Source organism: Burkholderia sp. L-4, from assembly GCF_056856535.1.
Window position 1 is genome coordinate 2657472 of sequence record NZ_JBXEOX010000002.1, and the last position, 11713, is coordinate 2669184.

The 11713-nt window shown below is 67.7% G+C and carries 11 protein-coding genes; 9 read left to right on the forward strand and 2 right to left on the reverse strand.

Features of this window, described 5'->3' with window-relative positions; translation table 11 throughout:
* Positions 1 to 23: 23 nt before the first annotated feature.
* The 4 genes from AC1VVG_RS28795 to ilvA all read left to right on the forward strand — a co-directional run bounded on the left by AC1VVG_RS28795 (position 24) and on the right by ilvA (position 4375).
* On the forward strand, positions 24 to 566 hold the full coding sequence (locus AC1VVG_RS28795; protein ID WP_034187988.1) for a GNAT family N-acetyltransferase: 543 nt from the start codon (positions 24 to 26) through the stop codon (positions 564 to 566).
* A gap of 27 nt (positions 567 to 593) precedes the next feature.
* The gene (locus AC1VVG_RS28800) at positions 594 to 1442 is read left to right on the forward strand and encodes a MerR family transcriptional regulator (RefSeq protein ID WP_034187989.1); all 849 of its coding nucleotides are present in this window, start codon (positions 594 to 596) and stop codon (positions 1440 to 1442) included.
* Between the two features lie 123 nt (positions 1443 to 1565).
* Positions 1566 to 2546 carry a sulfonate ABC transporter substrate-binding protein gene (locus AC1VVG_RS28805; RefSeq protein ID WP_034187990.1) on the forward strand — a complete coding sequence of 327 codons (981 nt, stop codon included), beginning with the start codon at positions 1566 to 1568 and terminating at the stop codon, positions 2544 to 2546.
* 248 nt (positions 2547 to 2794) lie between these two features.
* On the forward strand, positions 2795 to 4375 hold the full coding sequence (ilvA, locus tag AC1VVG_RS28810) for a threonine ammonia-lyase, biosynthetic (protein WP_482836997.1): 1581 nt from the start codon (positions 2795 to 2797) through the stop codon (positions 4373 to 4375).
* A gap of 57 nt (positions 4376 to 4432) precedes the next feature.
* On the opposite strand, the gene speB is transcribed toward ilvA, so the two are convergent.
* A complete protein-coding gene (speB, locus tag AC1VVG_RS28815; RefSeq protein ID WP_482836998.1) occupies positions 4433 to 5401 on the reverse strand; it encodes an agmatinase in 969 nt (322 codons plus the stop codon).
* Between the two features lie 362 nt (positions 5402 to 5763).
* On the opposite strand from speB, the gene AC1VVG_RS28820 reads away from it, so the two are divergent.
* The 5 genes from AC1VVG_RS28820 (at position 5764) to AC1VVG_RS28840 (ending at position 11037) form a co-directional block, all read left to right on the forward strand.
* Positions 5764 to 6435 (forward strand): lysoplasmalogenase, encoded by a 672-nt coding sequence (locus AC1VVG_RS28820; RefSeq protein ID WP_034189946.1) that lies wholly within the window; start codon positions 5764 to 5766, stop codon positions 6433 to 6435.
* 246 nt (positions 6436 to 6681) lie between these two features.
* Positions 6682 to 8259, forward strand: coding sequence for a flavin-containing monooxygenase (locus AC1VVG_RS28825; RefSeq protein WP_034189865.1), 1578 nt, complete (start codon positions 6682 to 6684; stop codon positions 8257 to 8259).
* Between the two features lie 21 nt (positions 8260 to 8280).
* Positions 8281 to 9219, forward strand: coding sequence for an SDR family NAD(P)-dependent oxidoreductase (locus tag AC1VVG_RS28830; RefSeq protein ID WP_034189866.1), 939 nt, complete (start codon positions 8281 to 8283; stop codon positions 9217 to 9219).
* Positions 9216 to 10121, forward strand: a complete 906-nt coding sequence (locus AC1VVG_RS28835; protein ID WP_034189867.1) for a metal-dependent hydrolase — start codon at positions 9216 to 9218, stop codon at positions 10119 to 10121. Before AC1VVG_RS28830 ends, AC1VVG_RS28835 begins: the two co-directional genes overlap by 4 nt.
* A gap of 4 nt (positions 10122 to 10125) precedes the next feature.
* Positions 10126 to 11037 (forward strand): alpha/beta fold hydrolase, encoded by a 912-nt coding sequence (locus tag AC1VVG_RS28840; RefSeq protein WP_226253198.1) that lies wholly within the window; start codon positions 10126 to 10128, stop codon positions 11035 to 11037.
* Here AC1VVG_RS28840 and AC1VVG_RS28845 read toward each other — a convergent pair.
* On the reverse strand, positions 10992 to 11552 hold the full coding sequence (locus AC1VVG_RS28845; protein ID WP_034189869.1) for a putative glycolipid-binding domain-containing protein: 561 nt from the start codon (positions 11550 to 11552) through the stop codon (positions 10992 to 10994). The genes AC1VVG_RS28840 and AC1VVG_RS28845 overlap by 46 nt on opposite strands.
* Positions 11553 to 11713 lie beyond the last annotated feature (161 nt).

Genomic DNA, 11713 nt, shown 5'->3' on the forward strand with positions numbered 1-11713 from the left:
TTCATTTCTCCGCCGCCTCCGCCATGTCCACTGCTCCTGCCTGCGTCGTTCGCGACGCCGTCGACACCGACCTCGATGCGATCCACGCGATCTATGCGCACCACGTGCACCACAGCGTCGCGTCGTTCGAGGAAACGCCGCCCGACGTCGCCGAACTGCGCGCGCGTCGCGACGCGGTGCTGCGCCAAGGACTGCCGTATCTCGTCGCGGAATGCGACGGCCGCGTGGCCGGCTACGCGTATGCCACGCCGTACCGCACGCGCAGCGCGTACCGCTTCGCGATCGAGGATTCGATCTACATCGACGATGCGCAGCGCGGGCGCGGGATCGGCCGCGCGTTGCTCGCGGCGCTGATCGCGCGCTGCGAGCAAGGCCCGTGGCGGCAGATGATCGCGGTGATCGCCGACGGCGGCACCGGCGGCTCGACCTCGCTGCACCACGCATTCGGCTTCGAACCGGCCGGCGTGCTGAAAGCGGTCGGTTTCAAGCACGGCCGCTGGATCGACACGGCGCTGCTGCAACGGCCGCTCGGCGGCGGCGCGCACACGCTCCCCGCCTCGCCCTGACCCGCCGCGTCGCGCTAGAATGCCCGCATGTCAAAACAGACTCATTCCACGCCCGACGAGGCTGCGCCGGATTCCCGCAACGAGTACACGGTCGACGAACTCGCGCGCGTGTCCGACACCACCGTGCGCAACGTCCGCGCGTACCAGGATCGCGGCTTGCTCGCGCCGCCGGAGAAACGCGGGCGCGTCGGCATCTACGACGATACGCACGTCGCGCGCCTGAAGCTGATCAACCATTTGCTCGCGCGCGGCTACACGCTGTCGAACATCCAGGACCTGATCAAGGCGATCGACGAGGGCCACGACCTGCGCTCGATCCTCGGCCTCGAAAACGCGATCGGCGGCCGCTGGTCGCACGAGTTGCCGAAGACCTATTCGCTCGCCGCGCTCGCGCAGATGTTCGGCCCGCAGGCGACCACGCAGCTGTCGCGCGTGACCGAGCTCGGGCTGCTCGAACGGCGCGGCCTGTCGTTCGTCGCGAAGAGCCCCGCGCTGCTCGAGGCGGCGGCCGCGATGACGAAGGAAGGCATTCCGCCGCGCGAGCTGCTCGACGTGATCAGTCTCGCCCGGCCGCACTTCGACGCGATCGCGCGGCTGCTCGTCGATCTCGTCGTGAAGCGGCTCGACCGCTACGACGCCGGCACGCTGCCGCCGGCCACCGACGTGCCCGAACTCGTCGACGCGATCTGGCGCCTGCGCCCGCTCGCGGCCGTGTTCGTCGAAGGCGAGACGAACCGCGCGCTCGAAACCGCGGCGGGCGCGTATCTCGGCGGCCGCGTCGCGACGATCCTCGACAAGAAGCTCAGCGACGAAGCCGCGCGGCAGTCCGGCGCGCCGGATACATCCGATCCCGCACGCGACGGCGACAAAGCATAGGACCGCCGCCGTCATATTCATATCGGCAATGCTTCGTTTGCGGGCACGAACGCCCATGCGACGATTCTTCCAACCGAGCGGCACCGGCCGCTCCCCGAAGACGTTTCGCATGGAGTCCGTTCGATGATTCGTTTCACCCGCTGGATCACCCGCACCGCCGCCGTCACACTCGTCGCGCTTGCCGCGACGTCCAGCTTCGCCCAAGGCGCCGCCGACAAGGTCGTGCGCATCGGCTATCAGAAGGCCGGCCTGTTGTCGGTCGTCAAGGCGCAGGGCGCGCTCGAATCGCGCCTCAAGCCGCTCGGCTACGACGTTCAATGGTTCGAATTCCCGGCCGGCCCGCAACTGCTCGAGGCGCTGAATGCGAACAGCATCGATTTCGGCTACACCGGCGCGCCGCCGCCCGTGTTCGCGCAGGCGGCCGGCGTGCGCTTCGTGTACGTCGGCGCGGAGCCGCCGTCGCCGCACAACGAGGCGGTATTCGTGAAGGCCGATTCGCCGATCCGTTCGCTCGGCGACCTGCGCGGCAAGAAGGTTGCGCTGCAGAAGGGTTCGAGCGCGAACTACCTGTTGCTCGAGGCGCTGAAGAAGGCCGGCGTGCGCTACGACGAAATTCGCCCGGTGTACCTGCCGCCGGCCGACGCGCGCGCCGCGTTCGAGAGCGGCAACGTCGATGCATGGGCAGTCTGGGATCCGTACTACGCGGCCGCGCAGAATTCGCTGAAGATTCGCACGCTGTCCGATTACACGGGTCTGACGCCGGCGAACAACTTCTACGAAGCGACGCGCGATTTCGCGCAACGGCATGCGGACGTGGTCGGCGCGATCCTGAAGCAGGTGCGCGAAACGGGCCTGTGGGTCAATGGGCATCCGTCGGAGACCGCCGCGCTGATCGCGCCGAAGGTCGGCCTGCCGTTGCCGCTCGTCGAGACGTGGATCAAGCGCGTGCCGTTCGGCGCGGTGCCGGTCGACGAGAAGATCGTCGCGGTCCAGCAAGGGGTGGCCGATGCGTTTTATGCGGCGAAGCTGATTCCGCAGAAGCTGAGCGTGGCAGAGAACGCGTGGACCGACAAAAGCGTGGCGAGCGCGCTGGCGGCGAAGTAACGCGCGCACCGCGGCGCGAAGTGTCGGCGATCGGCCCAGGCACCCATTCGCTCCGTACGGTTGACAACTGCCACTGCAATGGTTGATGCTTCAAGACATGAGCCACCGAGCATTCGCCATCGCGCTGATTATTCGCACCATTCTTCGAATGGTGGGTTAGCGCGCATCCGGCTCAATGACGACAACCCGCCCCTGAGGCGGGTTTTTCATTTCCGCCCAGGGCATGTCAAACCCGCCCTCGAAAGGAAATGACCGTGTCTTTGTATCGCAGCTCGCCCGACGCCTGCGTCGCACCTGTCAAGCAGGCCCGACCACCGATCGACTACGTCAAGAAAATTCTCACGGCCCGTGTGTACGACGTCGCACGCGAGACCGAACTCCAGCCGGCCCGCAACCTGTCGGCCCGCTTGCACAACACCGTTTACCTGAAGCGCGAGGACAACCAGCCGGTGTTCTCGTTCAAGCTGCGCGGCGCGTACAACAAGATGGCGCACATTCCGGCGGACGCGCTCGCGCGCGGCGTGATTACGGCGTCGGCCGGCAACCACGCGCAGGGCGTCGCGTTCTCGGCGGCCCGGATGGGCGTCAAGGCCGTGATCGTCGTGCCGGTCACGACCCCGCAGGTGAAGGTCGATGCCGTGCGCGCGCACGGCGGCCCGAGCGTCGAGGTGATCCAGACGGGCGAATCGTACAGTGATGCCTATGCGCACGCGGTCAAGGTGCAGCAGGAACGCGATCTCACGTTCGTCCACCCGTTCGACGATCCGTACGTGATCGCCGGCCAGGGCACCATCGCGATGGAGATCCTGCGCCAGCACCAGGGCCCGATCCACGCGATCTTCGTGCCGATCGGCGGCGGCGGGCTCGCGTCCGGCGTCGCCGCGTACGTGAAGGCCGTGCGCCCGGAGATCAAGGTCATCGGCGTGCAGGCCGAGGATTCGTGCGCGATGGCGCAGTCGCTGGACGCCGGCGAGCGCATCGAGCTCAGCGAGGTCGGCCTGTTCGCCGACGGCACCGCGGTGAAGCTCGTCGGCGAGGAAACCTTCCGGCTGTGCCGCGCATTCCTCGACGGCGTCGTGACGGTCAACACCGACGCGCTGTGCGCGGCGATCAAGGACGTGTTCCAGGACACGCGCAGCGTGCTCGAACCGTCCGGCGCGCTCGCGGTGGCCGGCGCGAAGCTGTACGCGGAACGCGAAGGCGTCGAGAACCAGACGCTCGTCGCGGTCACCTCCGGCGCGAACATGAACTTCGACCGGATGCGCTTCGTCGCCGAGCGCGCGGAGGTCGGCGAGGCGCGCGAAGCGGTGTTCGCGGTCACGATCCCCGAGGAGCGCGGCAGCTTCAGGCGCTTCTGTTCGCTCGTCGGCGACCGCAACGTCACCGAGTTCAACTACCGGATCGCCGATGCGCAATCCGCGCACATCTTCGTCGGCGTGCAGATCAAGCGCCGCGGCGAATCGGCGGAGATCGCCGCGAACTTCGAGTCGCACGGCTTCAAGAGCGTCGACCTGACGCACGACGAACTGTCGAAGGAACACATCCGCTACATGGTCGGCGGCCGCTCGCCGCTCGCGCTCGACGAACGCCTGTTCCGCTTCGAATTCCCCGAGCGGCCGGGCGCGCTGATGAAGTTCCTGTCGTCGATGGCGCCGGACTGGAACATCAGCCTGTTCCACTACCGCAACCAGGGCGCGGACTACAGCTCGATCCTCGTCGGCATCCAGGTGCCGGAAGCGGACCGCGCGGCATTCGATCACTTCCTGTCGACGCTTGGCTACCCGTCCATCGAGGAAGGCGACAATCTCGCCTATCGCTTGTTCCTGTAGGACCGAAAGCGCATGCCGACGGCGCACACGACGTGCCGGCGGCATGCCCCCGCTCTCCTACTTCCCCGCGCCCGCCACCTTCTTCTGCCGCCACAGACACAGCAGATCGCACGCGACATGCGCGGCCGCGATCGCGGTGATGTCCGCGTGATCGTACGCAGGTGCGACCTCCACCACATCCGCGCCAATCAGATTCACCGCCCCCAGCCCGCGCACGATCGCCAGCGCCTGCGCGGACGACAACCCGCCCGCGACCGGCGTCCCCGTCCCGGGCGCGAACGCCGGATCGAGACAGTCGATATCGAACGTCAGATACGCGGGCCGCGACCCGACGATGTCGACGATCCGCTCGACCGCCGCACGCGAACCATGGTCATGCACCCACGCGGCATCGAGCCGCTCGATCCCGAGAAAATCGTCGTTCCACGTACGGATCCCGACCTGCACCGATGTCGCCGGATCGATCAGCCCTTCCTTCACGGCCTTGTAGAACATCGTCCCGTGATTGAGGCTGTCCGGCTCGTCGTCGGCCCACGTATCGCAGTGCGCGTCGAAATGGATCAGCGACAGCGGTTTGCCGTAGCGCTCCGCATGTGCAACCAGCAGCGGATACGTGATGTAGTGGTCGCCGCCGAACGTCAGCATCTTCGCGCCGGACCGCAGGATCGTGCGCGCATGCTCGACGATCGCGGGCTTGATCGACAGCGGGTTGTGCGCGTCGAACCAGCAGTCGCCGTAGTCGACGGCCGCGAGATCGTCGAACGGATCGAAGCCCCACGGATACGGATTGAGCTCGGCCAACTGCACGCTCGCCGCGCGGATCGCGGCCGGCCCGAGCCGCGCGCCCGACCGATAGGTCGTCGCGAGATCGAGCGGCACGCCGGAAATCGCGACGTCGACGCCGTCGAGCGTGCGCGAATAGTTGCGGCGCATGAACGACAGCACGCCCGCATAGGTGTTTTCGATCGAGGAGCTGTACGGCGTCGTGCGACGGATCGCGCCGTCGCCGTGGAGAAGTTCGGTCATGGGTCGGACCTGTTTTCGTGGGAAGCCGGCGCCGCCCTGCTCCCTGTGAGCGCACGGGTCGGGCACGGCAGGGATTCATCGGGCACGCACCGGCTGCGCAGCCAGTCGCGCGGCCGGGCGGAACAGCGACAACGACAACGGCAATACCGCGGCGATCATAACAAGCCGAATTGAAGTCGTTGCCCCGGTTCAACCGGGGCAACGCGCCGAGAAATCCGGCGGCGGCATCGCCGCCGGCCGCCATCGATTCCTAGAAGGATTCGCCGGTTTTCGCCCGCGCGTTCTTCCGGATAATGGCCGGCAGCCACGCCCTCGACGGCGCGCCGTCCACCGCGGACCACGACACACCGGAGACCCCCGCCTTGCTCGCCACGCTTCCCGCCACCTACCGCCGGCTCTGGCCGCTCGCCATCGCCGCCGCGCTGCTGTACGGGCTGTCGCTCGCCGCGGCGCCCTATCCGGGCCAGGCCGCCGCGAAGGCCGCGATGGGCATCCTGCTGCTCGCGGCCGGCGGCACCTGCGGCGCGCCGCGCGAACGCGCGTGGCTGTGCGCGGCGCTCGCGACCGCCGTACTCGGCGACGTCCTGCTCGCGCTGCCCGACTGGCCGCTGTCGTTCGTCCTCGGCCTCGGGTCCTTCCTGCTCACGCACGTGTGCTACTGCGCGATCTTCTTTCGCTGGCGCGCGCGGCCGCACGGCTGGCGCATCGTCGCGCTGATCGGCCTGTGGATCGCCGCGCCGGCGTTCTACGCGGCGTTCTTCCCGCATCTCGGCGCGCTGCTCGCGCCGGTGGCCGTCTACATGCTGGTGCTGTGCGTGATGGCGAGCTTCGCGCTCGCCGCCCGCACGCACGGCGCGCTCGTCGCGATCGGCAGCCTGATCTTCGTCGGCTCCGATACGCTGATCGGCGTCGGCCGGTTCCTCGGCGGTTTTCCGGGTATCGACTACCTGATCTGGGGCCTCTACGCGCTCGCGCAGGTCACGATCGTGGCCGGGGTTTTCCATGAGACGACCGCCCGCCCGATCCGTCCCTGATACCGTTTCAAACAGGCCGCCGCGCGCCGGCGGTCTCGTCCATCGCCGGTCTCGTCCTGTCGACGGCCCTTTCCGCCGATCCCGCGGCGCGGAAAACGAACCGTTCCAAACCCCGCCCAGCCTTTTCCCGCCTGGCTTCCGGCCCTTAGAGCGCCGCTTCTAGCCTCTTGCGGTTTCCGGGTTCACCCACTATCGTTACATCAAACAATGTAACATTAAAAAATGAGCCAAATCGGAGACACCCGGATGAATGCTCGCACGTTGCCTTTCGGTCCACCCGGCCACGACGGCCAGGACGAAACCATCGACATCGCCATCATCGGCACCGGCTTCGCCGGCCTCGGGATGGCGATCCGCCTGCGGCAAACAGGCGTGACCGACTTCGTCGTCCTCGAGAAGGCCGCGTCGGTCGGCGGCACGTGGCGCGACAATCATTACCCCGGGTGTGCATGCGACGTGCAATCGCACGTCTATTCGTTCTCGTTCGCGCCGAACCCGCGCTGGACGCGCATGTTCGCGCCGCAGCCGGAGATCCGCGCGTATCTCGAAGACTGCGTGCAGCGTTTCGGCGTCGGCCCGCACCTGCGCATGAACCACGAGCTGCAGCGCGCCGAATACGACGAGGCCGCGCAACGCTGGCGCCTCACGTTCGCGAACGGCAAGCGGCTGTCCGCGCGCGTGCTGATCTCGGGGATGGGCGGCCTGTCGCGCGCCGCGCTGCCGGCGATTCCCGGCGTCGAGCATTTCCAGGGCCGCGCATTCCATTCGCAGCAGTGGGATCACGACTACGCGCTCGAAGGCAAGCGCGTCGCGGTGATCGGCACCGGCGCGAGCGCGATCCAGTTCGTGCCGCAGATCGCGCCGCGCGTGAAGACGCTCGCGCTGTTCCAGCGCACGCCGCCGTGGATCATGCCGAAGCCCGACCGCAACCTCACCCGCTTCGAGAAATGGCTGTTCCGCACGCTGCCGTTCACGCAGAAGGCCGTGCGCAGCGGCATCTACTGGATGCTCGAATCGCGCGTGCTCGGCTTCGCGATCCATCCGTCGCTGATGAAGAACGTGCAGAAGCTCGCGCTGCGCCATATCCGCAAGCAGATCCCCGATCCCGAGCTGCGCAAGACCGTCACGCCGAACTACACGCTCGGCTGCAAGCGCGTGCTGATCTCGAACGACTACTACCCGGCGCTGTCGCGCAAGAACGTCGACGTGATAACCACCGGCATCGACCACATCGAAGCCGACGCGGTCGTGACGACCGACGGCCGCCGCCATGAAGTCGACTGCCTGATCTACGGCACCGGCTTCCAGGTCGCCGATCCGTATCCGCGCGGCGCGATCATCGGCCGCGGCGGGCTCGACATCGTCGACGCATGGCGCGACGGCGCGCATGCGTATCTCGGCTCGACGCTGCCCGGCTACCCGAACTTCTTCATGATCGTCGGCCCGAACACCGGCCTCGGCCACAACTCGATGGTGTTCATGATCGAGTCGCAGATCGAATACATCCTCGGCGCGCTGCAGGCGATGCGCCGCGAGCGCGCCGAGGCGATCGAGGTGCGCCCGCTCGTCGAGGCGCAGTTCAACAGCGACCTGCAGGGCAAGCTGAAGAAGGCGATCTGGTCGACGGGCGGCTGCAAGAGCTGGTATCTCGATCCGCGCACCGGCAAGAACACGACGCTGTGGCCGGGTTTCACGTGGCGCTTCCGCCAGGCGACCGCGCACTTCTCGATCGCCGATTACCACGCGTATCGCGCACCGCAACACGACACGGCCGCGCGGCCCGCCGCCGCGCCCGCCGCTTCCACGTCCGCCGAAGCGGCCTGAGCCAGACAAGGAGTCACCGACATGAGAGATTTCGCCAACAAGGTCGCCGCGATCACGGGTGCCGGTTCGGGCATGGGCCGCGCGCTCGCGGTCCAGCTCGCGCAGGCCGGCTGCCACGTGTCGCTCGCCGACAAGAACGGCGTCGGCCTCGCCGAAACCGAACGGATCGTCCGCGCGATCGCGCCGAACGTGCGCGTATCGACGCGCGTGCTGGACGTCGGCGAACGCGACGCGATGTTCGCGTGGGCCGACGACACCGCGAAGGAACATGGCAAGGTCAACCTGATCTTCAACAACGCGGGCGTCGCGCTGTCGAGCACGATCGAGGGCATGGAATACAGCGATCTCGAGTGGATCGTGAACATCAATTTCTGGGGCGTCGTGCACGGCACGAAGGCATTCCTGCCGCACCTGAAGGCATCGGGCGACGGCCACGTGATCAACACGTCGAGCCTGTTCGGGATCTTCGCGCAGCCGGGCATGAGCGGCTACAACGCGACGAAGTTCGCGGTGCGCGGCTTCACCGAATCGCTGCGCCAGGAACTCGACATGATGAAGTGCGGCGTGTCGGCGACCTGCGTGCATCCGGGCGGCATCCGCACGAACATCGCGCAGGCGAGCCGCGTGTCGAAGAACATGGTCGGCTTCATGGTCGCGAGCGAGCAGCAAGGCCGCGACACGTTCGAGAAGTTCTTCATCACGACCGCCGACGACGCCGCGCGCACGATCCTCGCCGGCGTGCGCAAGAACAAGCGCCGCGTGCTGATCGGCCGCGACGCGAAGGCCGGCGACTGGATGGCGCGCGTGCTGCCCGCCGCGTACCAGGCGCTCGTCGTGCTCGCGACACGCCGCGAGGCCGCGCGGGCCCGCCGCGAGGCCGCACGCGGCACGCCGGCGCCCGCGCCGCTGCACGCCGCCACCTACAACAATGCAGGCAATCAGGGAGGAGAACAATCATGACGACCCCGAACATGATGCCCGTGCGGCGCGACGTCCGTTTCGCGCTGCCGCCCGAACGCGCACGCGACTGGCACGTTCAAGGCGTGCCCGTCACGCACTTCATGAATGCGCTGTCGCTGCTGTTCCCGGCCGGCGAGCGTTTCTTCATGGATTCGGTGCGCAACTACCGCGACCGGATCGAGGATCCCGAGCTGAAGAAACAGGTGCTCGGCTTCATCGGCCAGGAAGCGATGCATACGCGCGAGCACATCGAATACAACGACCTGCTGCAGGCGTCCGGCCTGCCCGCGCACAAGCTCGACAAGCGCCTGTGGACGATCCTCGGCTGGTTCAAGAAGGTGCTGCCGCATTCGATGCAGCTCGCGATCACGATCGCGCTCGAACACTACACGGCGATCCTCGCGAACCAGCTGCTGTCGGGCCACGAGCACCGGATCGACGGCTCGGTCGAAGGCTACCAGCAGATGTGGATGTGGCACGCGATGGAGGAAACCGAGCACAAGGCGGTGTCCTACGACGTGTGGAAGACCGTGATGAAGCCGGGCCTCGGCAGCTACCTGCTGCGCACGGGCACGATGCTGACGACCACCGTATTCTTCTGGACGATCGTGTTCGACTTCCACGTTCGGCTGATGCGCGCGCACCGTCGCGAACACGGCAAGTTCGGCGGCATGTGGCGCCTCGTGAAGTATCTGTACGGCCCGAAGCACGGCGTGTTTCCGAGCATCGCGCGCGAATGGCTCGACTACTTCCGCCCGGGCTTCCACCCGTGGGACCACGACAACCACCAGTACCTGCAGGGGCTCGACTCGCTGCTCGAGAACATCGACGCGACCAACGCACGCTACGCGGCGCAAGCCGCCCCGCGCCGCGTGCCGCTGCACCCGGTCCCGCAGGCATGACGCCATGGCGCGCGCCCACGAGATGCTGACCGTCCAGTCCGGCGACGTGAAACTCGCCGTCTACGTCAGCGGGTCGCGTCGCGCGCCGCCGCTGATCCTCGTGCACGGTTACCCCGACTCGGCCACCGTGTGGGCGCCGATCCGCGCGCGGCTCGCGAAGCGCTACCGCGTGATCGCTTACGACGTGCGCGGCGCCGGTGCGTCCGATGCGCCGCGCCGCCGCGCCGACTACACGCTCGAGCGGCTCGCCGCCGACCTGAAGGCGGTGGCCGACGCGACCTGCGGCGGCCGGCCGTTCCATCTGGTCGGCCACGACTGGGGCTCGATCCAGTGCTGGGAGGCCGTGACCGATCCCGCGTTCCGCGGCCGGATCGCGTCGTACACGTCGATCTCGGGCCCGTGCCTCGATCACGTGTTCCGCGCGAAGATGCGGCTCAGGCAGAGCCTGAAGTCGTGGTACATCGCGTTCTTCCATCTGCCGGTCGTGCCGTCGCTCGTCTGGCGGCTCGGCGGCGCGGCGCTATGGCCGCGCTGGCTGCAACTGACCGAGCGCGTGCGTGCCGAGCGCGATCCCGTGCAACTGAAGAACGCGCTGAACGGGCTGCAGCTGTACCGCGCGAATTTTCTCGCACGGGCACGCAAGCCGCGCGAACGATACGCGCAGGCGCCGGTGCAGATCCTCGTGCCGGTGCGCGACCGCTACGTGACGCCCGAGATGTCGGTCGACCTCGACCGCTGGCTCGGCGACCACGTGCGCGAGGAAATCGACGGCAGCCACTGGATCGTGCTGCGCCACCCCGACATCATCGCGTCGCGGATCGACCGCTTCGCGTCCGCGCAGGAGCGGCCGTCGGTCGCGAACGCGGCGGTTCAGCGGCCCGCAAGCGCCGGCAGGCGTCTGAACAGCGTCTCGTAGTCGACGACGAGGCCGTCGTCGTCGATATCCATCTCGGCCGTGAAATTCCGGAAGATCCCTTCGTAGCGGTAGCGCCGGCCCGGCTCGATGCATGCGTAGGCCTGCTTGACCGGCGTGACCTTCAGGTCCGGCGTCGAGATGTACGCGACGTCGATCGGCCGCCGCTCGCCGCGCGCGAGCCCCAGGCGGCCGATCGGCAGCGAATTCGTGAACGGCGTCGCCGCGATGTCGATGTCGACGCAACCGTCGAGCTCGGACAGTGCGCGGCCCGAGCCGTCGCGCCAGTGGCCGGCACCATCGCCATGCAGCTCGAGCGTGCCGCCGCCCATCACCTTGAGCACCGCGTAGGTCACCCGCCATTGCGGATCGCACTCGACGCGATACGCGAGCCCGTACGCGCGGCCGTACCGCTGGCCGACCACCGCGCTTTCGACGACGATCGCGCCGCCGCTCCGGTCGAACGTCAGATGTTCGACCCCGTCGCCTTCGAGCGACGCCCAACGCACTTCACGCATCTTTTCCCCTCCCGGTTGCCCGATGCCGGGCATCGTCGCACGAATTCGCCGGCGGCAACGCCAGCGAAGGCCCCCATTCGCCCACCACGCGGATTTCGTATCAAAAAAACGTTCATGCAGCGCCGGTACGACAGGGTCGCTCCGCCTCATTCCCCACCTCG